Genomic DNA, 25,539 nt, shown 5'->3' on the forward strand with positions numbered 1-25,539 from the left:
ATGTCCGACGCGACGACGCCGCGCGCGGCGTCCCCCGAGGCGTCCCCGGTCCCCGGGGAGGCGCAGCGCATCCACGTCACGCTCTCGACGGCCAGCGTCTACCCGCGCAAGGCTCCGTACGCCTTCGAGGTGGCGGCCGACCTCGGGTACGACGGCGTCGAGGTCATGGTGTGGTCCGACGAGACGACCCAGGACGCCGCGACGCTCCGGCGGCTCGCCGCCGAGCACGACGTCCCCATCCGCAGCATCCACGCGCCCACGCTCCTCGTGAGCCAGCGCGTGTGGGGGCGCTCGCCCGGACCCAAGCTCCGGCGCAGCGTCCGGCTCGCGCAGGAGGTCGGCGCGAGCACCGTCGTCGTGCACCCGCCGTTCCGCTGGCAGTACCGGTACGCCCGCGAGTTCGAGGACCTCGTCGGCGAGCTCGACGAGACCGACGGCGTGACCATCGCGGTCGAGAACATGTACCCCTGGCGCAGCCGCAAGCGCGAGATGCAGGCCTACCTCCCGGGCTGGGACCCGTCCGAGCACGGCTACGAGCACGTGACGCTCGACCTGTCGCACGCCGCCGTCGCGCAGCAGGACGCGCTCGCGCTGCTCGACGTGTTCGACGGCCGCCTCGCGCACGTCCACCTCGCCGACGGGTCGTCGTCCATCACCGACGAGCACCTCGTCCCCGGCCGCGGCGACCAGCCGTGCGACCGGGTCCTCGCCGAGCTCGTGCGGCGAGGGTGGGCGGGGGACGTCGTCGTCGAGATCTCGACCCGTCGAGCCCGGACCGCGGCCGAGCGCCGCGAGGACCTCGCCGCGTCGCTGTTCTTCGCGCGCACCTACCTCACGCCCGGGCCGCACCCGGGCTACGAGCCGCCGCCCGGGCACCCGCACCGCCACGCCGACGCCTGGGGCGAGGCCGACGCGCGCGAGGGCGCGGCGGACAGCACCCCGGACGACGCGGGGACGGACTGACGCCCGACAGGACCGTCACGAGCCGAGGGACCCGCGCGGGGCCTCCGAGCCGCGTCGCCCGACGGACACGGGCGCGGCAGCGCTGACGTAGGCTCGGCGATCGTGGCTCGCGTCAACGGTCTCCTCGCCGACACGACGCCGCTGCGCACCTCCCCGCCGTTCCGTCGCCTCTGGTGGGGCCTCGGCGTCTCGAACCTCGGCTCGCAGCTCACGGTCGTCGCCGTCGGCCTCCAGGTCTACGCGCTCACGGGGTCGTCGCTCGCGGTCGGCGTGCTCGGCATCTGTGCCCTCGTGCCCCTCGTCGTGCTCGGCCTGTACGGCGGTGCGCTCGTCGACGCGTACGACCGTCGCAAGGTCGCGCTCGCGGCGTCGACCGCGCTCTGGGCCATCACCGCGCTCATCGCGGTCCAGGCGTGGCTGCACCTCGACTCCGTCGGCGTGCTCTACGGCCTCGTCGCCGCGCAGTCCGCGGCGTTCGCCATCAACAACCCGGCACGCTCGGCGATCATCCCGCGGCTCGTCGAGCCACGGCTCCTGCCGGCCGCGAACGCGCTCCAGACGATCGCCTGGAACGTCGCGCTCACCGTCGGTCCGCTGGGCGGTGCGTTCCTCGTCGCGCTGTGGGGTTACCAGGTCGCGTACACGATCGACGCCGTGCTCTTCACCGCGGCCCTGTGGGCGGTGTGGCGGCTCCCCGACATCCCGCCCCTGACCGGCGACGACGCCCTGCGGCCCGCGGAGGCGGGGCGGCGACGTCGGGTCGCGGGGTGGCGGTCCGTCGTCGACGGCCTGCGGTACCTGGCGACGCAGCCCAACGTCCGCACGACCTTCCTCGTCGACCTCGCGGCGATGGTGCTCGCGTCGCCGCGCGTGCTCCTGCCCGCGGCCGGGGTCGTGTTCCTCGGCGGGGGCGAGGCGACGACGGGCGTCCTCACCGCGGCGTTCGCGGTCGGGGCCGTGCTCGCGGGGGTGTTCTCCGGCGGGCTCTCGCGCGTGCGCTGGCAGGGTCGCGTGATCGTCTGGGCGGTCACGGCGTACGGGGTGTCGATCGTGCTGTTCGGGCTCGTGCTCGTCGGGGTCGGGGCGACCACCCCGACAGCCGTCCTCGTCGGCGCCGTCGTCGCGGCGAGCGTCGCGCTGGCGCTCGCCGGCGCGTCCGACGCCGTGAGCTCGGTCTTCCGGCAGACCATCCTCCAGACCGCGACGCCCGACGACATGCGAGGGCGCCTCCAGGGCGTGTTCATCGTCGTCGTCGCGGGCGGGCCGCGGCTCGGCGAGCTCGTGCTCGGCGCCCAGGCGACGTGGGTGGGCGAGGCCTGGGCCGCCGTCGCCGGGGGAGTGGCGTGCGTCGTCGTGCTGTGGCTCGTCGTGCGGTCGCAACGGAAGTTCTGGCGTTACGACGCCCTGCACCCCGAGCCCTGAGACGGGCTCAGCCGACGCGCTCACGGCAGCGCGTCGGTGGGGCGCCCTAGGCTCGGGGCGTGCCTCCGAAGAAGCCGACGACCGAGCCGCCCGTGATCGATCCCGTCGTGCTGGACGACCTCCAGCGCGGCGACGCCTACGACCTCGAGGCGGAGGCCGACCTCGAGGGGTTCGAGCTGGTCGACCTCCGCCTCGACCGGCTCGACCTGCACGGCGCGAGCGTGTTCTCGACGCGGCTCGACCAGGTGCGCGCCGACGAGGCGGACCTCGGGGCGGTGACGCTCACGGAGGTGGTGCTCGACCGGCTCGACGTGCCCGTGCTGCGCGGCACGCGCGGCCGGTGGCGTGAGGTCGAGGTGCGCGGCGCGCGTCTCGGGTCGGCCGAGCTCTACGAGTCGTCGTGGGCGGGGGTCCGGTTCGTCGGCTGCAAGCTCGGCTTCGTCAACCTGCGCGGCGCGACGCTGCGCGACGTGATGTTCACCGACTGCACGATCGACGAGCTCGACCTCGTCGCCGCGGACGCGCTGCGCGTCGCGTTCGAGGGCACGCGCGTGCGCCGCCTCGACGTGCAGGCCTCGACGCTGGCGCACGTCGACCTGCGAGGCGCGGAGATCGACGAGCTGAGCGGGATCGAGTCCCTGCGCGGCTCGACGATCGACTCCGCGCAGCTCGGGCGCCTCGCCGCGACGTTCGCGCACAGCCTCGGCATCACGGTCACCGACTGACCGGGGGATAGGGTGCGCGACGTGACCGACGCGACACACCCGTCCACCGCCCTGCCCGACCCTGCTGGGGCCGAAGTCCTCGTCGCCGGGCCGGCGTCGTGGAACCTCGTCGTGCAGCTCGACGAGCTGCCTGCCCCCACGCCCCACACGGTGTTCGCCCGCTCCCACCGCGACACCGTGGGCGGGACGTCGGCGGGCAAGGCGCTCAACCTCGCGCGCCTCGGCCGCGCGGTGCTGCTGCGCACCGTGCTCGGCGCGGACGACGAGGCCGCGCGCGTCCGGTCCGTGCTCGAGGGTGCGGGTGTCCGCGTGCTCGCCGAGCCGTCGCCGGACGGGCGCACCGAGAGCCACCTCAACCTCATGGACGACGACGGCGGGCGCGTCTCGGTCTACCTGCGTGCCCCCGGCGAGGTCCCGGCCCGGGGCCCGTCGTGGGACGCCGCCGTCGCGGCGCTCGACGCGGCGCGGGCCGTCGTGGTCGACCTCGCGGTCCCCGCGCTGCCCGTGCTCGACCTCGCCGTGTCGCGCGGACGCGACGTCTGGGTCGACCTGCACGACTACGACGGCGAGTCCGCGTTCCACCGGCCGTGGGTCGAGGCGGGGACGCACGTGTTCCTCAGCGGGGACCGGCTGGCGGACTGGCGCGGCTTCATGGCCGCGCGGGTCGACGCAGGTGCGCGGCTCGTGGTGTGCACGCACGGGTCGCGCGGCGCCGTCGCGCTCACGCCCGACGGTGGTTTCGTCGAGGTGCCCGCGGAGCAGGTGCCGCAGGTCGTCGACACGAACGGCGCGGGCGACGGCTTCTTCGCGGGCTTCCTCGACGCCCACCTGCGCGGGGCAGGTGTCGAGGAGGCGATGACGGCGGGCGCCCGGCACGCCGCGCGCGTCGTCCAGAGCCCGGACCTCGTCCCGGCCTGACCGACCGGGCGGGCGGCGACCGCGCGCGCGGTCGGCGGGCGACCGGTCAGTGCGCGGCGCCGACCGGGTCGGCCGCCGGCGCGACGTCGTCGGCCTCGCGCAGGGCGGCGACGGTCGCCGCGCCCCGGTCGCGGAAGTGGCCGACGAGCGAGAGCAGCAGCCCGAGCACGGCCCACCCGGTGAGCACGAGCCAGGGGAAGGTCGAGTCGGCGGCGGGGAAGTACGACAGGTCGCGCAGGAGCGTCGCGGACGCGCCCGGCGGGAACCACTGCCCGACGGCGCCCCACGGGCTGAGGAGGAACTCGACCGGCATAGCGGACGCGGAGAGCGGGTTCGCCACGAGCAGGAACAGGACCGGCCCCACGGCGATGCCGGGGCGCCCGAGCACCGCGACGGCGCCGACGATCGTGCCCCCGATGCCGAGCAGCGTCAGCCCCACGGCGAGCGAGTCGGCGAGGTACACCCCGTGCAGCCCGCCGAGGCCGTGCAGGATCCCCGCGATCGCGAGCCCGCCGACCACCGCGTAGACACCCAGCGCGGCGACGCGTCGCCAGACCCCGACGACGGCGAGCGAGATCGCGATGCCGCCGACCATGCCGCCGAGCACGAGCGGGAACGACGCCGCGGCGAGCGTGGAGCCGCGCGCGTCGTCGGCCGAGAGCGGGACGACGTCGGTCACCGCCACGGTCGGGACCGCCTCGGCGGGCACGCCCTGCGCGGCCGCTGCGGCGGAGACCTGGGCCTGGAGCGCGGGCTGGAGCCCGGCGAGGAGCTGCGCGACGGCGGGGCTCGCCGCCGAGGCCGTGAGCACCTCCGGCTGCTCGCCGAGGACGAGGGCGCCGTACGCGTCGCGCGACTCGACGAGGTCGACGGCCGCGTCGCGGTCGGTCACCGGGGCGAGGTCGATCGCGCCCTCGGCGTTCTGGTCGAGCCCGGCCTGCACCTGGGCGACGACGGCGGGGTCGCCCACCGCCGCGACGGGCAGGTCCTTCGGGTCGGCGGTGACGGACGGCCAGAGGAACGCGAGCACGACGACCGCGACGACGGCGACGAGCCCGACGGCGGTCGTGACGACGCGCGGCCAGTGCGTGTGCGGGGCGGCGGAGCTCATGGGGAGACCTCTCCTAAAACGAATGTTCGTTCTCTATAGGGTCGACCTGCCCGTCGCTTCCTGTCAAGAACGATCGTTCGGTTTAGGGTGGGCGGGTGCCCCGGGTGAGTGACGAGTACCGAGCGCAGCGGCGCGACGACATCGCCGCCGCGGCCCTGCGCGTGTTCCGCCGCAAGGGTTTCGCCGCCACGTCGATGGCGGAGATCATCGCCGAGTCCGGGCTGTCCGCCGGGGCGATCTACGGCTACTACGACTCCAAGATGGCGATCGTGCACGACGTCGCGGGCCGGATCGTCGGCGGGCGCATCGCGGATGTCGAACGGCTCGCCGAGCGCGACCCGCTCCCTCCGCCGTCCGACCTGGTCGCCGTCCTCATGCACGGGGTGGTGCGCGAGATCGGCAGCACCGCCATCCTGCTCCAGGTGTGGGGCGAGGCCGTGACCGACCCCCGCATCCTCGAGTTCGCCTCGGCCGTCCTCGCCCGGCTGCGCGCGGTCTTCGCCGACTACGTCGCCGCCTGGCACGAGCGCACCCACGGCCTCGACCCCGCACGCGCGGCAGAGCTCGGCGACGAGCAGGCACCGCTGTTCGTCGCCGCGTGCCAGGGCTTCATCATCCAGAGCGCGCTCATGGACGACTTCGACCCCGACGCCTACCTCGACCGCACGACCCGCCACCTCCCGCGCTGACGCCGCGACCGGTCAGGCGAGGCCCGTGTCGCGGGCGACGATGGCGGCCTGCATGCGGGTCGCGACGCCGAGCTTGGCGAGGACGCGCGAGACGTGGGTCTTGGCCGTGGCCTCGGTGATGTAGAGGTCCGTGGCAATGCCCTGGTTGGAGAGGCCGCGCCCGAGCGCCGCGAGCACGTCCACCTCGCGGGGCGTGAGGTCGGCGAGCCGTGCGTCCGGGTCCGGGCCGATCGCGGGGTCGTTCCGCCCGGCGGCGGGCGCCGGGAGGCCACCGGCCGTGCCCGACGTCGGCCCCGCGGCCGAGGGACCCGGCTCGCCCGGGTGGGCGGACGGTCGCGGGCGCGGGGCGTCGTCGGGGGCCGGGCCGCGGGCGAACGCGGCGAGGAGGCGGCGCGTGACCTCGGGTGCGAGGACGCCGTCGCCGTCGGCGACGCGGCGCACGGCGTCGAGCAGCGCGGCGGGCTCCGCGGACTTGAGGAGGAAGCCCGCGGCGCCCGCGCGGAGCGCGCCGTCGACGTACTCGTCCAGGTCGAAGGTCGTGAGCACGAGGACGTCGGCCAAGCCTTCACCCGTGATGACGCGCGTGGCCTCGATGCCGTCGACACCGGGCATGCGCAGGTCCATGAGCACGACGTCGGGCCGCAGCGCCCGGGCGTTGGTGATCGCCGCGGTGCCGTCCGACGCCTCGCCGACGACCTCGACGTCGTCGGCGGCGTCGAGCAGGAGGCGCAGGCCCGCGCGGATCGCGGCGTGGTCGTCGGCCAGCAGCACCCGGACCGGTCGTGGCGTCACGCGTCCTCCTTCTCGCTCGGGCCTCCGGCGACCGGGACGGCCGCGCGCACGACCCACCCGCCGGCCGTCGTCGGCCCGGCGTCGAACGTCCCGCCGAGGCCGTCCGCCCGCTCCCGCATGGTCAGCAGCCCGGTTCCGGCGCTCAGCGGTGCCTCGACCGGCGCCGCCGAGCCCGGCGCGCCGTCGTCGCGCACCTCGAGCACGACGGCCGACCCGTCGCGGACGACCCGCACCGCCACGGGCGAGCCCGGCGCGTGCTTGAGCGCGTTGGTCACGGCCTCCTGCGCGATCCGGAACAGCGCCTGGTCCGCCGCGGCGGGCAGTGCCGACTCGACGACGCGGTCGGGGTCGTCGAGCGTGACCGCGGTGGTCGCGCGCGCGGCGTCGAGCAGGGCGTCGAGGCCCGTGAGCCGGCCGGGCGCGGCCACGGCGTCGGGGACGTCGTCGCGCCGCCCCTCCGTGCGGAGCAGCAGGATCATCGACCGCATCTCGTCCAGGGACGCGACGGCGCTGGAGCGCACCTGCTCGAGCGCGGCCCGGTCCTTCGCGGCGTCGGGCGGGAGCGCGAGCGCGGCACCGGAGTGGATCGCGATGGTCGACAGGTGCGACGCGATGACGTCGTGCAGGTCGCGCGCCATCGCGGCGCGCTCCGCCTGCACCGCCTCGTGCCGGTCGAGCTCGGCGATGCGCTCGAGGTCGCTCGCGCGCTGCCGCTCCAGGTCGGCCGTGCGCGCCGCGGCCTCGGCCTCGCGCGCCGCGAGGTCGGCGCGCTCGCCCGCGATCTCGGCGAGCTCGCTCTTGGTGCGCACGTTGGTCGCCCACCACATCGGCACGAGGAGCACGGCACCGAGCTGGAGACCCATGTAGACGAACTGCCGCACGTCGCGCGCGGCCTCGCCCGCCGCGACGGAGCCCAGGACGGCGACGGTCACGGCAACCCCCCAGAGCCACGCGCGTGCCCGCGGCCCCGACCACAGCGCGGCGGCGTAGAGCAGGTCCCACAGGACGAGCGTGATCGCGAGGCTGCCGCCCCACCGGATGTCGACGGCGGTGACGGCGACGCCCCCGAGGAGCGCCAGGACCGGGTGGGCGCGCTTGACGAGGATGAGGAGGCAGCCGACCCCGAGCAGCGCGACGCGCCACCACGGCTCCGCCGGCTCGACGACGAAGGGCGCCCGGACGAGCCCGACCAGACCCACCTCGAGGAGGACCCACCCGAGGACGAACGTCGTGACGGCGGAGAAGAGGTCGTTCCGGCGGTCCTCGATGCGCCACACCTGGGGGATCGACCGGCTCGCGGCCCGCCACCCGCTGCGTCCGGGCGCGACGCGCCGCGCGTCGTCCGCGTCGCCCGCCTCCGTCCTCACGCACCCATCCCAGCACAGCGCGCCGTTCCGCGGATCGGTCGAACGGTGTACGACGACGGCGTCACCGTCCCCGCGGGCGGCGCGCCGAGGGCGCGGGGTCGGTCGTTCGCCCGACGACGGGACGGCGCCCCGGAGGCGAGGCTCGACGCCATGGACATCCCTCTCGACCTCGACGCCGTCGGTGGGCCCGGCCTGGGGCTCGCCGCGATGGCGGGCGTGCTCGTCGTGCTGGCCCTCATCGACTCCACGAGCTTCGGCACGCTGCTGATCCCCGTCTGGCTGCTCCTCGCCCCGGGCCGCCTGCGCGCCGGGCGCGTGCTCGTCTACCTCGGCACGGTCGCGGCGTTCTACCTGGCCGTCGGGATCGTCGTGCTGCTCGGCGCGGGCGCGTTCCTCGACCGGTTCGGCGACGCCCTGGACACGCGTGCCGCCGCGATCGTGCAGCTCCTCCTCGGCATCGGGCTGTTCGCGCTGAGCTTCCGCTTCGACAGCAAGCGCGCGGCCCGGCGGGACGCCCAGGCGTCCGCCGCGGCGCCGGCGACCGTCGGCGCTCTGCCCGCCGGCCGGGGCGACGCGACAGGCGTGACGCGGGGGACGACGTCCGCCCCGCGTCCGGGGCGGCTGTCCCGCTGGCGCGAGCGCGCGCTGGGCATCGAGGCGGACGCGGCCGGTGCCGGTGCGGAGCAGGCCCGCCCCTCCGTGCTGCCGCTCATGGGGCTCGCGCTCGGCGCCGTCGCGCTCGAGGTCGGGACGATGCTGCCGTACCTCGCGGCGATCGGGCTGCTCACGACGTCGGACGTCGGCTGGCCCGCGACCGGCGGCATCCTCGCGGCCTACTGCGTCGTGATGATCGCGCCCGCGCTCCTGCTGCTGCTCGGGCGCCTCGTCGCCGCGCGCGCGGTGGACCCGCTGCTGCGCCGGCTCGACGCGTGGCTGACGAGGAACGCGACCGACATGACCGGCTGGGTGCTGGGGATCCTCGGCGTCCTGCTCGCGCTGAACGCGTTCGGCCGCCTCGGCTGGACCTGAGCGGGCCGCGCCGGTACCGCACCCCGCACGGCGACGGCCCGCCGGATGATCCCGGGCGGGCCGTCGTCGTACCACCGGCGTGGCCGGTCAGCCGGTCAGTGCGAGGTGCCGTTCGACGACTTCTCGCCCGGGCCCGTGAGCTGCGTCCCCGCGAGGTTGGCGATGAGCTGGTTGATGTCGACGCCGGTGAGCTGCTTGATGACGCCCTGCCCCTCGCCGAGGACGGACGCGACGTTCTTGGTGACCGCGGACGCGCCGTCGGTCGAGACGACGGTCATGCCCTGGATGTTGCCGATGGGCTCGGCCGCGGCCCGCACGATCTCCGGCAGGCGCTCGATGAGCTCCTGGACGAGCGCCGCCTCGCCGTACTTCTGGAGCGCGTCGGCCTTGGCGTCGGTCGCCGCCGCCTCGGCGCGACCCTCGGCCTCGATCGCCGCGGCGCGGGCCTCACCCTCGGCCTTGATACCGGCCGCGAGAGCGACCTGGCGGTCGCGCTCGGCCTCACCGGCGCGACGCACGGCCTGCGCGGACGCCTCGGCGTCCTGGATCGCGGCCGTCTTGTTCGCCTCGGCGATGACGGTGCGCTTGTACGCGTCGGCCTCGGTCGCGGCGTTCGCGGCGTCACGGCGAGCGTTCGCCTCCTGGACCTCCGCGTACGCCTTGGCCTCGGCGGGCTTGCGGATCTCGATGTCGAGGCGCTCCTGCGTCACGCGGGCCTGCTCGGCGAGCGCCTCGCGCTCCTGCTGCGCGACGAGACGGTCCTGCTCGGCGCGGGCGAGCTGGCCCGCGGCCTCGGCCTCGGCGTTCGCGCGGTCGGTGTCGGCCTTGATCGCGGCGCGCTTGAGGTCGAGCGCCTTCTGGCGCTCGGCGATCTGCTCGGCCGCCTCGATGACGGCGAACTCGGACGCGCGCTGCGCCTCGGCCTCGGAGACCTCGGCGACCTGGCGGGCGCGGGCCGACTCGGCGCGGCCGAGGTTGGCCAGGTAGTCCGAGCCCGGCGTCGAGATGTCGGAGATGTTGAGCAGATCGACCTGGAGGCCCTGCTCCGAGAGGTCGGCCTTGGTGGACTCGACGACGCGGTCGGACAGGCCCTTGCGGTCGGAGATGATCTGCTCGATCGTCATGTCGCCCACGATGGAGCGCAGCGAGCCCTCGAGGGACTCCTTGATGATCTCCGTCAGCGTGCCCTGCTGGGAGAGGAACCGCTGGGCCGCGCGACGCACGCCCTCCTCGTCGCCGCGGACCTTGAAGTTGATCGACGCCTTGATGGCGATCTTGATGCGGTTCTTGTCCACGCCCTCGACCGTGATGCCGATCTGGCGCTGCTCGAGCGAGATGGAGAAGCCCTGCTGGAGGATCGGCCAGACGAACGTGCGGCCGCCGACGACGACCTTCTGCCCGCTGCCCGCGGCCTCCTTGCGGCCCGCGCCGCGGCCGACGATGACCAGGGCCTCGTTCGGCGGGACGCGGCGGATGCGCTTGCTGATGAAGATGACCACCGCGAAGAACGCGATGACCAGGGCGACGATCGCCAGGGTCGTGATGAGGTTCGTGTCGTCGAACATGGTCCGCGCCGGGGCGCGTCTCCTTCCGTGGGTGCGTGCAGGTCGGGGCGTGCGGCAGTGCTCGGTGGACGGTCCGGGCGGTGCCCGGCCGGCCCGTCGGTGGTGCGTGCGGGTGCGCGGCACCCACGGGTCGACGCGCGGGGCGTCGCGGTCGGTCCTCGCAGGACCTCAGTCGTTGGGGTAGTGGCGCTGGACGCGCACGCGGCTCCCGGACTGCTCGAGCACGACGACGCGCGCGCCCTCCGGGATGGGCTCGTCCGCCCAGGCGAGGCGGCGCTCGAGCTCGTGCGCGGCGTCCAGCGAGACCTCGCCGCGGGACGGGTCGATCGCGGTCGTCGCGGTGCCCTGCACGCCCACCAGGGAGGTGGGCACACCGTCCTCCGACTCCCGCAGGTGCTTCACCAGGGCCTGGACGAGCACCATCACGATCAGCGCCACGACGAGCGACCCCACGTACGCGAGCCACGTCGGCAGGTCGTTGGACGCCACGATCACGCCGACGGCGCCGAAGACCACGCCACCCACGCCGAGCGTCGTCCCGGACACCGCGCCGTCACCCAGGTCGACGATCTCGCCGACGAGCAGCGAGAGGAGCAGGAGGGCGAGTCCGGCGATGCCGATGACGATGAACGCGATCATGCGAGGTCCCCTTGCTGCGGCGGGCGGCCGTGCGTCTGGCTGTGCCGTGGTGGCGGTCGTGTGGACTTGTCGTTCCCGACGTGGCGTGTGGAGTTGTCGTGAACGTACGCACACCTTACCGTGACCCGACCATGCCGTGGGGCGATCCGGGCGTTCGTCACATGGGGAGCACTCCCCGTCCTCAGGCGCCTCTCGCGGCGCCCGTCAGGCCGCGGCGAACCGGGCGCGCACGACGAGCCCGCCCCCGTCGCGCGGCACGGCCTGCACGGTGCCGTCGTGGGCGGAAGCGACCGACCGGACGATGGAGAGCCCGAGCCCGACACCGCCCCGGACGAAGCCCGCGCTGCGGTCCGCCGCGGCGCCGTCGCGGCCGAGCCGCCGGAAGGGCTCGAACAGCGACTCGACCGCGGAGGACGGGACCACCGGCCCGGAGTTCTCGACCCGCACCTCGACCGTCCCGTCGACGCGGCGCGCGGACACCTCGACGAACCCGCCGGGATCGTTGTGGCGGACGGCGTTGTCGACCAGGTTCTGCACGAGGCGCTCGAGCAGGACCGGGTCGCCGGACGTCGTGGCGCCGCCGTCGTCGGGCACGGTCCCGGCGCCGCCGTCCGGGACGACCCGCAGCTCGACGCCCGCGTCCCGCGCCGTCGCGGCCGAGGCGCGCCGGACCTGGTCCACGACCTCGGCGAGGTCGACGGGAGAACGCTCGCCCGGTGTCTGGTCCGCGGCAGCGAGCGTCAGCAGCCCTTCGATGAGCCGTTCGTGCCGCGCGTTGACGGCGAGCAGGGTGTTCCCCAGGTGGCGGGTCGGAGCGGGCGCGTCCGGGTCCTGGAGCGCGACCTCCAGCACGGTCCGGTTGATGGTCAGGGGCGTGCGGAGCTCGTGCGACGCGTTCGCGACGAAGCGCCGCTGCCCGTCGAACGAGCGGTCGAGGCGGTCGAGCATCTCGTCGAAGGTGTCCGCGAGGTCCTTCATCTCGTCCTCCGGACCGTCGAGCGCGATGCGCTCGTGGAGGTTGTTCTCGGCCACCCGGCGCGCCGTCGCCGTGACCCGGTGCAGCGGAGCCAGGACCCGCGTGGCCATGACCCAGCCGAACGCCACCGCGAGCACGCCGATCACCGCGAGCGCGACGACGGACCACAGGAGCACCGAGCCGAGGGTCGCGTCACGGGCCTCGCGGTTCTGGGCCACGACGAGATCGCGGACGTCCTGGAGCGTCTCGGCGTCGGTCGCCTGCACGGCGGCCCACGAGTCGATCGGCGAGTCGAGGATCGCCTCGGCAGGTGCGGTCGTCCCGGTCGTCGTGCGTGCCGGGGCGCCGCTCAGCGGTGCGGCCGTGGCGAGGGGTGCCGTCGTCCCGTACGTGACCTCGTAGGCGGCGATCCCCACGGTGTCGAGCGGCTGGCGGTCGATCGCCGCGGCGACGAGGACGTACATGACCGTCACCAGCACGGCCCCGGCCAGTGCGAACGCGCCGCCGTAGACGAGGGTGAGCCGGGCGCGGAGCGTGAGGCGCGCCCTCACGGGACCCGGTACCCGACGCCGGTCACGGTCTCGACGAGCCGGGGATCGCCCAGCTTCTTGCGCAGCTGCATCATCGTGAACCGCACGACGCCCGTGAACGGGTCGATGTTCTCGTCCCACACCTTCTCCAGGAGATGCTCGGCGGACACGACCCCGCCGTCGGCGCGCAAGAGCTCCTCGAGGACGCCGAACTCCTTGCGGGCGAGCGGCACGTACCGCCCGTCCCGGTAGACCTCACGCCGCGTCGTGTCGAGCCGGAGCCCGGCCCGCTCCAGGACCGGGGGCGCGGCCGGGCGGGCCCGCCGCCCGAGCGCGCGGACCCGAGCGAGCAGCTCGACGAACGCGAAGGGCTTCGCGAGGTAGTCGTCCGCGCCCAGGTCGAGCCCGTCGACGCGGTCGCGGACGTCGGCGGCCGCGGTGAGCATGAGGACCCGCGCGTCGAGGCCCGAGGTGACGATCGCGCGGCAGACGTCGTCGCCGTGGACGCCGGGCAGGTCGCGGTCGAGCACGACCACGTCGTAGTCGTGCACGCCCACGCGGTCCATCGCGGCGCGCCCGTCGAGCGCGACGTCGACGGCGATCGCCTCGCGGCGCAGGCCCGTCGCGACGGCGTCCGCGATGAGCTCCTCGTCCTCCACCACCAGTACCCGCATGGCGACGATGGTGGGCCGCACCCCTGTGAGGTCTCTGTGAGGTGCCGCGCTCACGGCTGCCTCACGGCGATCCGGATGTCCTGGGACGCGTCACCCAGACCTCCCAGGACAGGAGCCACCATGACTGCACGCACCCGACGACCGGCCGGAGCGGCACGCGCCCTGCTCGCGCTGGTTCCCCTGCTCGCCCTCGCGGCGTGCGGACCCGTCGACGACGGCCCCGACGTCGCGAGCGTCGACGGCTCCGGGACGTCCGAGGGCTCGGGGACGACCGGGGCCCCGGGCGGGGGCGACGACGCGGCGGCGGACCTCGACGACGACGAGCTCGCGCTCGAGTTCGCCGCGTGCATGCGGGACAACGGCGTCGACATGCCCGACCCGGACACCGAGGGCGGCGGGATGGCCGTCACGCTCGGCGGCGACGGCACCGACCCCGCCGACGTCGATGCCGCGTTCGAGGCGTGCAAGGAGTTCCTCCCGAACGGCGGCGAGCCGGTGGAGATGAGCCCCGAGGACCTCGAGGCGATGCGTGAGTACGCGCAGTGCATGCGCGACCACGGCGTCGACATGCCCGACCCGGACCCCGAGGGCGGTGCCGTCGCGATGCCGGCCATGCCCGCGGGCGACGAGGAGTTCCAGGCCGCGATCGAGGCGTGCGACGAGGCGGCGCCGATGCTCGGGGCCGACGAGTGAAGCGGCCGGGCGGACGGGCGCGGCGCGCCGTCGTGGCGGCGAGCGCGACCGCCGTGGCGCTGCTCGCGGCGTCGGCATTCGCGCTCTGGGGGCCCGGGCGCGACGCCGAGCCCGACGACCCCGGCGCGACGGCCGCGCGCGAGACCGCGACCGTCACGCGCGAGACCCTCGTCGAGCGGACGAGCGAGAACGGCACGCTCGGCTACGGCGAGACCGCCGTGCACGGCACCGAGGGCGGTGGGACGGTCACGTGGCTCCCCGACGTGGGCACCGTCGTCGGGCGGGGCGAGCCGCTCTTCCGCGTCGACGAGCGGCCCGTCGTCCTGCTGGTGGGCGACCTGCCGATGTACCGCGAGCTCGGGCCTGGGTCGCGCGGGGAGGACGTGCGCCAGCTCGAGGCGAACCTCGCCGCCCTCGGCTACGGGGGGTTCACCCAGGACGACCGCTTCACGGACCAGACGAGCGCGGCGGTGCGGCAGTGGCAGAAGGACCTGGGGGTCGAGCGGACGGGCCGGGTCGGTCCGGACCTGGTCCTCGTCCAGCCCGGGCCGCTCCGGGTCGCGGAGCACGAGGTGCCGCTCGGCGCGCCGGCCGGCCCCGAGCTCGTGGCCACGACCGGGACGGAGCGGTCCGTCGTCGTCGACCTGGACCTCGACCGGCGGCAGGTCGCGGTCGAGGGCGCGACGGTCTCGGTCCGGCTCCCCGACGGGACGACGGTGGACGGCACGGTCACCGCGGTGGGTCCGCCCGAGACGAGCGAGGACCCGAGCGGGGTCCCGGGCTCGGAGTCGACGACGGTCCCGGTCACCGTGGTGCTCGTCGACGGCGCGGACGCCGCCGAGGACGGCCCGGTGAAGGTCGAGCTCGTGTCGGCGGAGCGCGCCGACGTGCTGACGGTCCCGGTGGCGGCGTTGCTCGCGCTCGCCGAGGGCGGCTACGGCGTCGAGGTCGTGGACGACGGCGCGTCGGGACCGGGCCGGATCGTGGCGGTCGGGACGGGCATGTTCGCGGACGGCCGCGTCGAGGTCACGGGCGAGCTGGCCGAGGGCGACACCGTCGTGGTGCCGTCATGAGGGACGACTCGCCCGTCGTCACGCTCCACGACGTCTCCCGGACCTATCCCGGCGGGGTCACCGCGCTGCACGACGTGCACCTCGACGTCGCGCGCGGCGAGCTCGCCGCCATCGTGGGCCCGTCGGGGTCGGGGAAGTCGACGATGCTCAACGTCATCGGCACCCTCGACCGCCCGACGTCGGGCCGCGTGCTGGTCGACGGCTTCCTCGTCGCCGACCTCACGGACCGGGAGCTGTCGGCGCTGCGCGCGAGCCGGATCGGCTTCGTGTTCCAGCAGTTCCACCTCGCGGCGGGCGTCTCGGCGCTCGACAACGTCGCCGACGGGCTCCTGTACCGCGGGGTCGGGCGGCGCGAGCGCCGTCGGCGCGCGGCCGAGGCGCTGGAGCGGGTCGGCCTCGCGCACCGGCTCGACCACCGCCCCCACGAGCTGTCGGGCGGGGAGAAGCAGCGCGTCGCCATCGCACGCGCGGTCGTCGGGGAGCCGCCGCTGCTGCTCGCGGACGAGCCGACCGGCGCGCTCGACACGGCGTCGGGACGGGGTGTGATGGACGTGCTGCGCGGCCTGCACCGCGACGGCACGACGGTCCTCGTCATCACGCACGACCGGGAGCTCGCCGCGTCGCTGCCCCGGCAGGTGGTGATGCGCGACGGCGGCGTGGTGGACGACGCCGGACCTGGACGCCCCGTGCCGCTCGCCGCCGCCTCGGCGAATGCGGAGGAGGCGTGCTGAGGCCGGCGCGGCTGCGGCCCGTGGACCTGCTGCGCGTGGGCGCCACGGGGCTGCGCACGCGGCCCCTGCGCGCGGTGCTGTCGGCGCTGGGCATCGCGATCGGGATCGCCGCGATGGTCGCGGTCGTCGGGATCTCCACGTCGTCGCGCGCCGAGCTGGACCGGACACTGGAGGCGCTGGGCACGAACCTGCTCACCGTCGCCCCGGGCCAGACCTTGTTCGGCGAGGACGCCACGCTGCCCGAGGAGTCCGTCGACATGGTGCGGCGCATCGGACCGGTCCTCTCCGCGACGTCCGTGGGGCGGCTCGACGCGCACGCGTACCGGAGCGACCTCGTCCCCGAGGAGGAGTCCGGGGGCATCGGCGTGTACGCCGCCGACCTCGACCTCCTCGACACCGTCGGGGGCCGCGTGCGCGACGGCTCCTGGCTGACGGAGGCCACGGGACGGTTCCGTGCCGTCGTCCTCGGCCACAAGACCGCGGAGCGGCTGGGCATCGCCGAGCCGCGGCCCGACGTCCAGGTGTGGGTCGGAGACCGCTGGTTCACGGTCGTCGGGATCCTCGACCCGGTGCCGCTCGCCCCCGAGATGGACCTCGCCGTCCTCGTCGGGCGCGACGCGGCCGCCACGTACCTCGACTGGGACGGGAAGCCGACGCGCATCTACACCCGGACCCACGAGGCCGCGGTCGAGCAGGTGCGGGCCGTGCTCGGGCAGACGGCCAACCCGGCGGCGCCCAACGAGGTGGACGTCTCGCGCCCGTCGGACGCGCTCGCCGCCCAGGAGGCGACCGACCGGACGTTCACGGGGCTGCTGCTCGGGCTCGGCGCCGTGGCGCTGCTGGTCGGCGGGATCGGCGTCGCCAACACGATGGTGATCTCGGTGCTCGAGCGCCGGGCGGAGATCGGGCTGCGGCGTGCGCTGGGGGCCACACGAGGGCAGGTCCGGGGCCAGTTCCTCGTGGAGTCGCTCGTGCTCTCGGCGCTCGGCGGCGCGGCGGGCGTCGCGATCGGGTACGCCATCACGGCCGGCTACGCCGGCTCGCAGGGCTGGCCCGTCGCGGTGCCGCTCGTCGTCGCGCTCGGGGGCGTGGGCGCGACGGTCGTGATCGGTGCCGCGGCGGGCCTCTACCCGGCCGTCCGTGCCGCGCGCCTCGCCCCGACGGAGGCGCTCGCGACGCCGTGACCGGCGTGTCCCGTCGTGCGCGTCGTCGTCCCCGGGCGGCGGCGCGCACGAGGGGCCCTCGGGTCAGGACCCCAGGGCGTCCAGCATCCGACCGAGGTTCGCCCGCGCGGTCGCGGCGTACCCCTCGACCCAGTCGCCCTCGTAGGCGCGCGGCACGACCTCGACGACGAGCAGGCACGCGAGGTACGCCCGGTACAGGCGCAGCCGCGTCCACGCGTCGGCGTCGCCCGACCCCGGGGTGCCGTCGCCCAGGCCGAGGTCGCCGCCCGCGGCGGCGTAGCCCGCGAGGAGGTCGGGGTCGACCGGTCCGGCCCCGAGCTGGTCCGCGCCCGCGAGCTCGAACAGCGGGTCGCCCCACAGCGACCGCTCCGCGTCGAGCACGCCGACGATCGTGGGTCCCGCGTCGACGTCGGCGACGGCCGCGCCGTCGTCGGCGCGGCCGAGCAGCACGTTCCCCGGCCACAGGTCCGCGTGCACGAGCCGGGGGACCGTCACCCGGGCGAGCAGGTCGCGGTGGCGCGCGACGGCGTCGAGCACCCGGGCCTCGGGGAGCTCCACGCCCCACCGGCGCGCGTCGTCGAGCACGGCCCCGACCATGCGCGCGAACGCGTCGGGCCACGTCGCCGCGGCCAGGTCCGACGCCGGGGCCGGGTACCCGAACCGGTCGCCCGTGATGACGTGCAGCCGGGCCATGAACGACCCGAGCCCGCGGCGCACGACCGCGGTGGCCGCGGCGTCGAGCTCGCGCCCGCTCCACAGGGCGCCGTCGAGGAACGTGACGACGAGCGCGTCGCCGTCGACGTGCTCGCGCGTGAGGTCGGCGTGCAGGACGCGCGGGACGGGCAGCCCGGCCGCGTGCGCGGCCCGGTACGCGGCGTCCTCCGTGGCGAGGATCCCGTGCTCGTAGCGCAGCAGGCGCGACGTGTCCGCCCCGGTGACCTTGACGACGACGCGCACGGGCGCGCCGTCGGGCGCGTCCCCGCCGGGGCGCGGGGCGAGGTCCACGGCGAAGACGCTCGCGAACATCCCCCCGCTCAGCGCCTCGCTCCGCACGGCCTCGCCGAGCGGGGCCACGATCGCGGCGAGCTGGTCGTGCGTGACCGACGTCTTGGTGAGCACCGCGCGAGCCTAGCGGCGCGCCGACGGGCGGGGCGACGGCCGTCCGGCGCTCGCCCCGCCGGGACGCGTCCGGCTACGGGCGCGGCACGTTGCGCAGGTTCGCGCGCGCCATCGACACGACCTCGCCCATGCCGCCGCCGAGGATCTCCTTGCTCATCGCGACCGCGAACCCGCGCACCTGGCCCGCGGTGATGTTCGGCGGGATCGAGAGCGCGCGGGGGTCGGTCACGACGTCGACGAGCGCCGGCCCGGGGCGGTGCAGCGCGTCCTGGAGCGCGCGGCGCAGGTCCTTGGGCTTCTCCACGCGCACCGCGGGGATGCCGATCGCGTTCGCGACCGCGGCGTAGTCCACGTGCGGCGACTCGGTGCCGAACATCGGCAGGCCGTCGACGAGCATCTCGAGGCGCACCATGCCGAGGCTCGCGTTGTCGAACAGGACGACCTTGACCGGGAGGTCGTAGTGCTTGAGCGTCACGAGCTCGCCGAGCAGCATCGAGAGGCCGCCGTCCCCGGCCATGGCGACGACCTGCCGGCCGGGCTGCGAAGCGGCGGCGCCGATGGCGTGGGGGAGCGCGTTGGCCATCGACCCGTGGATGAACGACCCGATGACGCGCCGCTTCCCGTTGGGCGTGATGTACCGCGCGGCCCACACGTTGCACATGCCCGTGTCGACGGTGAACACCGCGTCGTCGGCGGCGACCTGGTCGAGCGTGTCGGCGACGAACTCGGGGTGGATCGGCGTCGTGCGCTCGACCTTCTTGGTGTACGCCCCGACGACGCCGGTCATCGCCTTCTCGTGCTTGGCGACCATCGCGTCGAGGAACTTGCGCGACCGCGCCTTCTTCACGAGCGGCAGGAGCGCGCGCACCGTCTCGCCGACGTCGCCCACGACGGCGAGGTCCAGGCGCGTGCGTCGGCCGAGGTGCGTCGGGTCGACGTCGACCTGGGCCGTGCGGACCGACTCCGGGAGGAACTGGTCGTACGGGAAGTCGGTGCCGAGCAGCACGAGGAGGTCGCAGTCGTGCATCGCGTCGAACGCGGCGCCGTAGCCGAGGAGGCCGGACATGCCGACGTCGAACGGGTTGTCGTACTGGATGAACTCCTTGCCGCGCAGGGAGTGGCCCACGGGCGCGGCGATCTTGTCGGCGAGCGCGAGGACGTCGTCGTGCGCGCCGCGCACACCCGCGCCCGCGAAGATCGTGACCTTCTTCGCGGCGTCGATCGCGTCCGCGAGCTGCTGGACGGCGGTCGCGTCGGGGACGACGCGCGGGGGAGCGGGCCGGCACGCGACGTCGGGCACGGCGGCCGGGGCGTCGAGGTCGGCGACGTCGCCCGGGAGCGTGAGGACGGAGACGCCGCGGGCGCCGTACGCGTGGTGGATCGCGGAGTTGATGACGCGCGGCGCCTGGTCGGCGCTCGAGATCATCTCCGAGTAGACGGAGCACTCCGTGAACAGACGGTCGGGGTGCGTCTCCTGGAAGAACCCGGTGCCGATCTGCTTGCTCGGGATGTGGCTCGCGATGGCGAGCACGGGCACGCGCGACCGGTTGGCGTCGTACAGGCCGTTGATGAGGTGGAGGTTCCCCGGCCCGCACGACCCCGCGCACACCGCGAGGCTGCCCGTGATCTCGGCCTCCGCGGCCGCCGCGAACGCCGCCGCCTCCTCGTGGCGCACGTGGATCCACTCGATCCCCTTGCCCGCGTTCTCGCCCGTGGTGGACCGGTGCACCGCGTCGACCACGGGGTTGAGGCTGTCGCCGACGATGCCGTAGATCCGCCGCACCCCCGCCTCGATGAGCTGCGCGACGAGCAGGTCCGCGACAGTCCGGTTGCGCTTGTCGACGGGGGAGCGACCGATTCCGAACGGCATGACGTACCTCCACGGCTGGGCTGGGGTCGTCTCCCATCGTGCGCCGGGCCGGCGTGGGCCGCAGCGCGAGCCGACGTCTCGTGCGTCACGGTCGCCGCCGACCCCGGCCTGTCGCACCCCAAGGTGCCGAACCCGGGGTTGTTCCCGGGTTCGGCACGATCCTGGGGAACAACCCCGGGTTCGGCGGGTTGACCGTGGGGGTCTCAGACCGCGGGCTCGGCGTGCGCCGCGAACGGGGTGCGGCGGCGCGCCACGGCCAGCGCCGCGTCGGCCTGGGCGAGCTCGCCGTGGATCCCCGCGCCCGCCATGACGCCGGCCGCCGCCGACGCGCCGACCTGGGCCATGAGGTCGCTCGAGTTGCCGGCCGCCCAGACGCCCGGGACGGCGGTCATGCCCCGCGGGTCGGCGGGCACGAACCGACCGGCCGGGTGGTCCTCGAGCGTCCCGCCGAGCTGCTCGTACAGCTCGCCCCGCGCGACGAACCGCGGTCCGACGACGACCGCGTCCATCGCGAACGACGTCCCGTCCGCGAGGACGACCGACCGCACGGCCCGACCCTCGACGTCGAGGCGCGCGACCTCGCCCTCGACCACGCGCACGCCGAGCGCCGAGAGCTGCTCCCACGTGGCGTCGTCGGGCTCGGGGGCGGTGTGCTGGAAGAGCGTGACGTGCGGCGTGAGCTGGCGGAACAGCAGCACCTGGTGCGCCGCCGCCGGGCCGGTCGCGAGGACCGCGATCCGCTGCCCGCGCACCTCCCAGCCGTGGCAGAACGGGCAGTGCAGCACGCTCGACCCCCAGCCCTCGCGGACCCCGGGGACGTCGGGGAGCTCGTCGACGAGGCCCGTCGCGAGCAGGACGCGCCGTGCCCGGACGGTCGCGCCGTCGCCGAGCGTCAGCGTGAAGCCGGACTCGGGGTCGCCGGCCGCGTGGGCGACGCGCGCGTCGCGGACCTCGGCGCCGTAGCCCTCGGCCTCGGCACGGCCCGCGGCCAGCAGCTCGCGCGGGGGGACGCCCTCGCGCCCCAGCAGGTTGTGCGCGCCCTCCGCGGGCGCGTTGCGCGGCTCGCCGGCGTCGAGCACGACGACGGAGCGCAGCGACCGCGCGAGCGTCACCGCGGCGCTCAGCCCGGCGGGCCCGCCGCCGACGATCGCGACGTCGTAGGTGTGGTGGTCAGGGGTGGAGGTGGTGGCGGTCATGGCTCTCCTCAGCAGTGACGGGGGCTTCGCCGAGTGCGTGAACGAGTCGCGGGGATCGGCCCGGACGGCGACTGTGTCACGCGCTCAGCGGGGTCGGCGGGCGGCCCAGACGATGCGGCCGCCGCGCGCTCCGACGGTGTGCGTCGAGGGGTCGTCGGTCGCCGCGAGCACCGCGTCGAGCGCGGCGAGGTCGGCGGGGTCGAGGTGCTCCGCGAGGTGCTCGCGCTGGCGCGCCGCGGTGGCGCGCGCCCAGCGGGACGCGTCCGGTCCCGGCGGCACGACGGCGGTCGGCGCGCGCCGGTCGACGACCTCCAGCCCGGCGTCGGTCAGGTAGGGCGTCCAGTCGGGGTAGCGGTTCCAGCCGGCGTGGGCCATCGCGCTCTCGAGGTGCGCGGCCAGGTCGACGTGCGCCGCGTCGTCCGGCGGGACGGGCGACGTCGCCGTCATCTCGACGACGACGAGCAGGCCCCCGGGCGCGAGCGCGTCGTGGGCGTCGCGCAGGACGCGCGCCGGGTCCGCGACGTGGTGCAGCGACGCGGACGCCCACACGACGTCGGCGGCGCCGACGTCGGACCACCCGGCGTCGAGGTCGGCCTCGACGGTGCGCACGCGTGCCTCGAGCCCGGGACCGGCGAGCCCGTCGCGCAGCCGTTCGAGCATCGCGGGGTCCGCGTCCACGGAGACGACCTCCGCGTCGGGGAACGCGCGGGCGAGGGCGCGCGTCCCGGTGCCGGTCCCGGCGCCGAGGTCGACGACGACGCGCGTGGGGGCCGGTGCGTGCTCGACCGCGACCGCGACGGCCTGGTCGAGCAGCACGCCGAACACGGACGCGTCGAGCTCGAGCAGCTCGGCCATCCCGTGGCCGTCGTGCGCGTGGCCCGCGGCATGCCCGTGCCCGGTGGCATGCCCGTGCCCGACAGCGTGGTCGTGGCCGTGGTGGTGCGCGCCGTGGTTCGCGGGGGAGTCCATGCCTCCACGGTAGGACGGTTCTGCGCTGGAGGCATAGGATCTTGCTCATGACGCAAGAAGTCGACCTCGACGCCGTCGTGCGGCAGCGCATCCGCGGGCTGCGCCTCGCGCGCGGCTGGACCCTGGACGCGCTCGCGGCGCGGTGCTTCCTCAGCCCGTCGACGCTCAGCCGCCTCGAGACCGGGCACCGACGGATCGCGCTCGACCAGCTCGTGCCGATCGCCCGCGCGCTCGGCACGACGCTGGACCAGCTCGTCGAGCCGGTCGACGACGAGGACGTGGTCATCCGGCCCGAGCCGCAGCGCCGTCCGGGGGAGACGACGTGGCTGCTGTCCCGCGACCGTCCCGGGACGATGGTCGCGAAGATGCGCCTGACGCCCGAGCGCGCCGTCGGCCCGGAGCACCAGCGCGTCCACCCGGGTCACGAGTGGTTCACGGTCCTGTCCGGGACGGCCGTCGTCTACCTCGCCGACCGCCGGATCCTCGTGCAGGAGGGCCAGGCGGCCGAGTTCTCGACGATGGTGCCGCACTCGTTCGGCGCGCACGAGGGCCCGGTCGAGATCCTCACGATCTTCGACCAGGAGGGCGAGCGCGCCCACCTCTCGGGTACCGACCAGGCCTGACGGATGGCGCGACCAGCGGCGTCGTGGACCCCGCCGATCCCGCGGAGTGCTCGTCGACCCGAGGGGCGACGCTGAGAGGACGTGCGGGCGTCAGTCGAGCCGGGCCGTGTCTGACAAATGTGGGACAGAAGGCGTAGTGTCGTGATCATGGCGATGAGAACCCGCAGCACCGCGCACGAGACAACGGCCCCCCGAGGCTCGACCTCGCGGGGCGGGAAGAACGTGCCCGCCGGGGGGACCCCGCGGGCCGGGAAGGGCGAGGGCGCCTCGGCGAAGCGCGACTCCGTCACGTTCCGACCCACCCCCGAGGAGCGCCGGATCCTCGACCGCCTCCGCGACGAAGGCGTCACCGCCAGCGACGCCGTCCGCCGTGGCCTGCACCTGGTCGCGCACGAGAAGTGGGTCGACCAGGCCCGCGTCGATGCGGAGAATCTCGCCCACGAGAACCTCGACGACGAGCCGGACGCCTGGTGATCCGCGGCGCCGTCTACCGCGTCGACCTCGGTGACCCCCGGGGCCACGAGCAGGGCGGTCGGCGGTACGGGGTGGTCCTGTCCCCGACGAACATGCCGTGGTCCGTCGCGACGATCGTGCCGACCTCGACGAGCGCGCAGCGTGCGATCTTCCGGCCCGTCCTCGAGATCGCCGGCCAGGAGACCGTGCTCCTCGTCGACCAGCTCCGTGCGATCGACACCGACTACGTCGTCGGGGAGCCGGTCGACTTCCTTCTTCGAGACGACCTGGATGCGCTCGAGCGGACCGTGCAGAGCTACCTCGGCATCATCTGAGGCCGAGCCGTCCCGTCCGTCGTCCTCGGGGGCCTCGACGTCGATCGTCTCGCGGTACCCCGCGTCAGTGGGCGGGCGTGCCGTCCGTGACGTCCTCGCGGTCCGCGTTGCGGCGCAGCGACCGGAGCGCGGCGAGCACGAGCACGACGGCGAGCGCCGCGGCCGCGACGACGACCTCGAACCCGGCGTGCGCGCCGCCCGCGTCGATGCGCGACCCCGCGACGGACGACCCGATCGACACGCCCACGCCGAGCGACGTGCCGACCCAGGCGAGGCCCTCGGTGAGCTGGTTCGGCGCGACGAGGTTCTGGACGAGGTTGTTGCCGTTGATGAGCGTGGGCGCGATGGCGAACCCGGTCACGAACATCACCGCCGCGAGGACCGGGACCGACGTGACGAAGAAGAACAGGGAGACGCCCGCGGCGAGCGCGACGATCCCGATGACGAACCGGCGCCACAGCGGCGACACCCAGTGTCGCGCGCCGTACACGAGGCCGGAGATGAGCGAGCCCATCGCGAAGACGGCGAGGATCAGCCCGGCCGCGCCCTTCTGCCCCTGCTCCTCGGCGAACGCGATGGTCGACACGTCGGTCGCGCCGAACACGATGCCCATCGCCACGAAGATCACGGCGAGCACGATCATCCCGGCCGACCGCATCGCGGAGCGCTGCTTCACGCCGGGCTCCGGGACCACGACCGGCGGCTCGGTCGCGCGCTGCGACAGGAACCAGAGCCCGCCGACGACGGCCGCGACGAGCGGCACGAGAAGCCCCGCGGACGGCGACACGCTCGTCGCGAGCACGGTCGCGAGCACCGGGCCGACGACGAACACGAGCTCGTCGAGCGCCGACTCGAGCGAGTAGGCGGTGTGCAGGCGACGCACGTCGGGCACCGTGTGGGTCCAGCGCGCGCGGACCATCGACCCGTACGACCCCTGCGTCGCGCCGGCGAGCGCCGCGAACGCGTAAAGCGTCCACTCGGGCGCGCGCAGCACCGCGCACAGGATGAGCCCGCCCAGGCCGACCGTCGCGGCCGCCAGCATCGGCAGCATGACGACGCGCTGGCCGGTCCGGTCCACCAGCCGCGCGATCTGCGGCGACACGATCGCCTGCGCGACGACGAGCGCCGCCGCGACCCGGCCCGCGAGCGCGTACTCGCCGTAGATGCCCTGGATCATGAGGATCGTGCCGATGCCGACCATCGACATCGGCAGGCGCGCCACGAGCGCCGCGGCGGAGAACCGCCACGCGCCGGGCAGCGCGAGCACGGCGCGGTAGGGGTTCCGGGACGTCGTCCCGGCCTCCGCGGGGGTGCCCGACGTCGTCCCGTCGGTCGTCAGGTCGTCCCGCCGGTGCTCGGGGTGCTCGGGGTCGTCAGCGCGCGACGGAGAATCCTGGACCACCGTCCCAGTGTCGCACCCGGAAGCCGCCCGCCCGGTAGCGATTTCGCGCCGCGCGGCCGGACGTGACGACCGTCTCGCCACGTGGCCCGGCTGGTCCGCGCCGGTTGTCCGACGGCCGTGCGGCGGCGACGATGGGCGCCATGACCGACAGCCCCGCATCCCGCGCCACGACCGTCACCGTCACCGACGAGGGCGACCGCTTCGAGGCCCGCACCGACGACGGCGTCGTCGCCGGGTTCGCCGCCTACGTCCGCGAGCCGGGGAAGGTGATCTTCACGCACACCGAGGTCGACCCCGCGTTCGAGGGCCAGGGCGTCGGCTCCGCGCTCGCCGTCGGTGCGCTCGACCAGGTCCGGGCGTCGGGGGAGCGCGTCGTCCCGCTGTGCCCGTTCATCCGCGCGTACATCGAGCGCCACCCGGACTACGCGGACCTCACGCGGCGGTGAGGCGACACCCGGCGGCGGCGCGACGCTCGCCGGTGAGACGACGGA

26 protein-coding genes are annotated in these 25,539 nt (G+C 75.1%); 14 read left to right on the top strand and 12 right to left on the bottom strand.

Annotation, left to right across the window (positions count from 1 at the left end; translation table 11 throughout):
* The 4 genes from ABRQ22_RS15125 (at nt 1) to ABRQ22_RS15140 (ending at nt 4,028) form a co-directional block, all read left to right on the top strand.
* Nucleotides 1–963: a sugar phosphate isomerase/epimerase family protein gene (locus ABRQ22_RS15125; RefSeq protein WP_353707310.1), complete on the top strand. Its 963-nt coding sequence runs from the start codon at nt 1–3 to the stop codon at nt 961–963.
* Between the two features lie 102 nt (nt 964–1,065).
* The gene (locus ABRQ22_RS15130; protein ID WP_353707311.1) at nt 1,066–2,385 is read left to right on the top strand and encodes an MFS transporter; all 1,320 of its coding nucleotides are present in this window, start codon (nt 1,066–1,068) and stop codon (nt 2,383–2,385) included.
* A gap of 59 nt (nt 2,386–2,444) precedes the next feature.
* On the top strand, nt 2,445–3,110 hold the full coding sequence (locus ABRQ22_RS15135; protein ID WP_353707312.1) for a pentapeptide repeat-containing protein: 666 nt from the start codon (nt 2,445–2,447) through the stop codon (nt 3,108–3,110).
* Between the two features lie 21 nt (nt 3,111–3,131).
* On the top strand, nt 3,132–4,028 hold the full coding sequence (locus tag ABRQ22_RS15140) for a carbohydrate kinase family protein (RefSeq protein ID WP_353707313.1): 897 nt from the start codon (nt 3,132–3,134) through the stop codon (nt 4,026–4,028).
* A gap of 46 nt (nt 4,029–4,074) precedes the next feature.
* On the opposite strand, the gene ABRQ22_RS15145 is transcribed toward ABRQ22_RS15140, so the two are convergent.
* A complete protein-coding gene (locus ABRQ22_RS15145) occupies nt 4,075–5,139 on the bottom strand; it encodes an ABC transporter permease (RefSeq protein WP_353707314.1) in 1,065 nt (354 codons plus the stop codon).
* Nucleotides 5,140–5,234: 95 nt separating this feature from the next.
* Here ABRQ22_RS15145 and ABRQ22_RS15150 point away from each other — a divergent pair, with 95 nt between their 5' ends.
* Complete coding sequence (locus ABRQ22_RS15150) at nt 5,235–5,828, top strand: TetR/AcrR family transcriptional regulator (RefSeq protein WP_353707315.1); 594 nt, start codon at nt 5,235–5,237, stop codon at nt 5,826–5,828.
* A 12-nt stretch (nt 5,829–5,840) separates the two neighbouring features.
* Here ABRQ22_RS15150 and ABRQ22_RS15155 read toward each other — a convergent pair whose 3' ends face one another.
* Together ABRQ22_RS15155 and ABRQ22_RS15160 are read right to left on the bottom strand one after the other, a co-directional pair.
* Nucleotides 5,841–6,620: a response regulator transcription factor gene (locus ABRQ22_RS15155; protein ID WP_353707316.1), complete on the bottom strand. Its 780-nt coding sequence runs from the start codon at nt 6,618–6,620 to the stop codon at nt 5,841–5,843.
* A complete protein-coding gene (locus tag ABRQ22_RS15160) occupies nt 6,617–7,987 on the bottom strand; it encodes a histidine kinase (protein WP_353707317.1) in 1,371 nt (456 codons plus the stop codon). The genes ABRQ22_RS15155 and ABRQ22_RS15160 overlap by 4 nt, the downstream gene beginning before the upstream one ends.
* A gap of 150 nt (nt 7,988–8,137) precedes the next feature.
* Between ABRQ22_RS15160 and ABRQ22_RS15165 the strand changes: the two genes are divergently transcribed.
* The gene (locus tag ABRQ22_RS15165) at nt 8,138–9,016 is read left to right on the top strand and encodes a GAP family protein (RefSeq protein ID WP_353707318.1); all 879 of its coding nucleotides are present in this window, start codon (nt 8,138–8,140) and stop codon (nt 9,014–9,016) included.
* Between the two features lie 95 nt (nt 9,017–9,111).
* Here the strand turns inward: ABRQ22_RS15165 and ABRQ22_RS15170 are convergent, their stop codons facing one another.
* From ABRQ22_RS15170 to ABRQ22_RS15185, 4 genes are all read right to left on the bottom strand, one after another.
* Complete coding sequence (locus tag ABRQ22_RS15170) at nt 9,112–10,581, bottom strand: SPFH domain-containing protein (protein ID WP_353707319.1); 1,470 nt, start codon at nt 10,579–10,581, stop codon at nt 9,112–9,114.
* Nucleotides 10,582–10,749: 168 nt separating this feature from the next.
* Nucleotides 10,750–11,220 carry an NfeD family protein gene (locus tag ABRQ22_RS15175; RefSeq protein WP_253052228.1) on the bottom strand — a complete coding sequence of 157 codons (471 nt, stop codon included), beginning with the start codon at nt 11,218–11,220 and terminating at the stop codon, nt 10,750–10,752.
* 204 nt (nt 11,221–11,424) lie between these two features.
* On the bottom strand, nt 11,425–12,747 hold the full coding sequence (locus ABRQ22_RS15180; RefSeq protein WP_353707320.1) for an ATP-binding protein: 1,323 nt from the start codon (nt 12,745–12,747) through the stop codon (nt 11,425–11,427).
* Nucleotides 12,744–13,400 (bottom strand): response regulator transcription factor, encoded by a 657-nt coding sequence (locus ABRQ22_RS15185; protein WP_353707321.1) that lies wholly within the window; start codon nt 13,398–13,400, stop codon nt 12,744–12,746. Before ABRQ22_RS15185 ends, ABRQ22_RS15180 begins: the two co-directional genes overlap by 4 nt.
* Before the next feature lie 120 nt (nt 13,401–13,520).
* Here ABRQ22_RS15185 and ABRQ22_RS15190 point away from each other — a divergent pair, with 120 nt between their 5' ends.
* From ABRQ22_RS15190 to ABRQ22_RS15205, 4 genes are read left to right on the top strand one after another with little or no spacing between them, the layout of a single operon-like run.
* Nucleotides 13,521–14,093: a hypothetical protein gene (locus tag ABRQ22_RS15190; protein WP_353707322.1), complete on the top strand. Its 573-nt coding sequence runs from the start codon at nt 13,521–13,523 to the stop codon at nt 14,091–14,093.
* The gene (locus tag ABRQ22_RS15195) at nt 14,090–15,166 is read left to right on the top strand and encodes a peptidoglycan-binding protein (RefSeq protein ID WP_353707323.1); all 1,077 of its coding nucleotides are present in this window, start codon (nt 14,090–14,092) and stop codon (nt 15,164–15,166) included. The genes ABRQ22_RS15190 and ABRQ22_RS15195 overlap by 4 nt, the downstream gene beginning before the upstream one ends.
* On the top strand, nt 15,163–15,897 hold the full coding sequence (locus ABRQ22_RS15200) for an ABC transporter ATP-binding protein (protein ID WP_353707324.1): 735 nt from the start codon (nt 15,163–15,165) through the stop codon (nt 15,895–15,897). Before ABRQ22_RS15195 ends, ABRQ22_RS15200 begins: the two co-directional genes overlap by 4 nt.
* Complete coding sequence (locus ABRQ22_RS15205; RefSeq protein ID WP_353707325.1) at nt 15,891–17,081, top strand: ABC transporter permease; 1,191 nt, start codon at nt 15,891–15,893, stop codon at nt 17,079–17,081. Before ABRQ22_RS15200 ends, ABRQ22_RS15205 begins: the two co-directional genes overlap by 7 nt.
* A 63-nt stretch (nt 17,082–17,144) precedes the next feature.
* Here the strand turns inward: ABRQ22_RS15205 and ABRQ22_RS15210 are convergent, their stop codons facing one another.
* The 4 genes from ABRQ22_RS15210 to ABRQ22_RS15225 form a co-directional block, all read right to left on the bottom strand.
* A complete protein-coding gene (locus ABRQ22_RS15210; RefSeq protein ID WP_353707326.1) occupies nt 17,145–18,200 on the bottom strand; it encodes an aminoglycoside phosphotransferase family protein in 1,056 nt (351 codons plus the stop codon).
* A gap of 73 nt (nt 18,201–18,273) precedes the next feature.
* Nucleotides 18,274–20,070: a pyruvate dehydrogenase gene (locus ABRQ22_RS15215; RefSeq protein ID WP_353707327.1), complete on the bottom strand. Its 1,797-nt coding sequence runs from the start codon at nt 20,068–20,070 to the stop codon at nt 18,274–18,276.
* Between the two features lie 203 nt (nt 20,071–20,273).
* Nucleotides 20,274–21,266 (bottom strand): NAD(P)/FAD-dependent oxidoreductase, encoded by a 993-nt coding sequence (locus ABRQ22_RS15220; protein ID WP_353707328.1) that lies wholly within the window; start codon nt 21,264–21,266, stop codon nt 20,274–20,276.
* Between the two features lie 84 nt (nt 21,267–21,350).
* Complete coding sequence (locus ABRQ22_RS15225) at nt 21,351–22,235, bottom strand: class I SAM-dependent methyltransferase (RefSeq protein ID WP_353707329.1); 885 nt, start codon at nt 22,233–22,235, stop codon at nt 21,351–21,353.
* Between the two features lie 47 nt (nt 22,236–22,282).
* Between ABRQ22_RS15225 and ABRQ22_RS15230 the strand changes: the two genes are divergently transcribed.
* The 3 genes from ABRQ22_RS15230 (at nt 22,283) to ABRQ22_RS15240 (ending at nt 23,646) form a co-directional block, all read left to right on the top strand.
* Nucleotides 22,283–22,858, top strand: a complete 576-nt coding sequence (locus tag ABRQ22_RS15230; RefSeq protein ID WP_353707330.1) for a helix-turn-helix transcriptional regulator — start codon at nt 22,283–22,285, stop codon at nt 22,856–22,858.
* Between the two features lie 147 nt (nt 22,859–23,005).
* Nucleotides 23,006–23,332 carry a hypothetical protein gene (locus tag ABRQ22_RS15235; protein ID WP_353707331.1) on the top strand — a complete coding sequence of 109 codons (327 nt, stop codon included), beginning with the start codon at nt 23,006–23,008 and terminating at the stop codon, nt 23,330–23,332.
* Nucleotides 23,329–23,646: a type II toxin-antitoxin system PemK/MazF family toxin gene (locus tag ABRQ22_RS15240; protein ID WP_353707332.1), complete on the top strand. Its 318-nt coding sequence runs from the start codon at nt 23,329–23,331 to the stop codon at nt 23,644–23,646. The genes ABRQ22_RS15235 and ABRQ22_RS15240 overlap by 4 nt, the downstream gene beginning before the upstream one ends.
* Nucleotides 23,647–23,710: 64 nt before the next feature.
* On the opposite strand, the gene ABRQ22_RS15245 is transcribed toward ABRQ22_RS15240, so the two are convergent.
* Entirely contained in the window at nt 23,711–24,985 is a 1,275-nt protein-coding gene (locus tag ABRQ22_RS15245) for an MFS transporter (protein WP_353709559.1), read from the bottom strand.
* A gap of 203 nt (nt 24,986–25,188) precedes the next feature.
* Here ABRQ22_RS15245 and ABRQ22_RS15250 point away from each other — a divergent pair, with 203 nt between their 5' ends.
* Nucleotides 25,189–25,494 (top strand): GNAT family N-acetyltransferase, encoded by a 306-nt coding sequence (locus ABRQ22_RS15250; protein WP_353707333.1) that lies wholly within the window; start codon nt 25,189–25,191, stop codon nt 25,492–25,494.
* Nucleotides 25,495–25,539 lie beyond the last annotated feature (45 nt).

The organism is Cellulosimicrobium sp. ES-005 (assembly GCF_040448685.1).
Classification (GTDB): Bacteria; Actinomycetota; Actinomycetes; order Actinomycetales; family Cellulomonadaceae; genus Cellulosimicrobium; species Cellulosimicrobium cellulans_G.